Raw genomic sequence first — 266 nt, 5'->3', positions numbered from 1 at the left:
TTTTATAAAACCTTGGCAGACCAAGGTATTCAATTAACTGACCAACAAAAACACCAATTTCATCGCTATTTCCAACTATTAGTGGAATGGAATGAAAAAATCAATCTGACAGCTATTACCGAGGAAAGCGAAGTCTATCTGAAGCATTTCTACGATTCTATCGCTCCACTCCTGCAAGGCCATATTCAGAACGAACCTCTTCGGCTTTTAGATATTGGAGCTGGAGCTGGATTTCCTAGCCTACCTATGAAGATCATCTTTCCGCA

General features: G+C 40.2%; 1 protein-coding gene. It reads left to right on the top strand.

Annotated elements, in window-relative coordinates; translation table 11 throughout:
• On the top strand, positions 1–266 hold a 266-nt coding region (locus C1G53_RS09170; RefSeq protein WP_238139134.1), incomplete at both ends, for a 16S rRNA (guanine(527)-N(7))-methyltransferase RsmG.

The sequence above is a fragment of the Streptococcus suis genome, assembly GCF_002960445.1.
Taxonomy (GTDB): domain Bacteria; phylum Bacillota; class Bacilli; order Lactobacillales; family Streptococcaceae; genus Streptococcus; species Streptococcus hyiners.
This window is presented reverse-complemented; position numbering and strand designations above follow the sequence as displayed.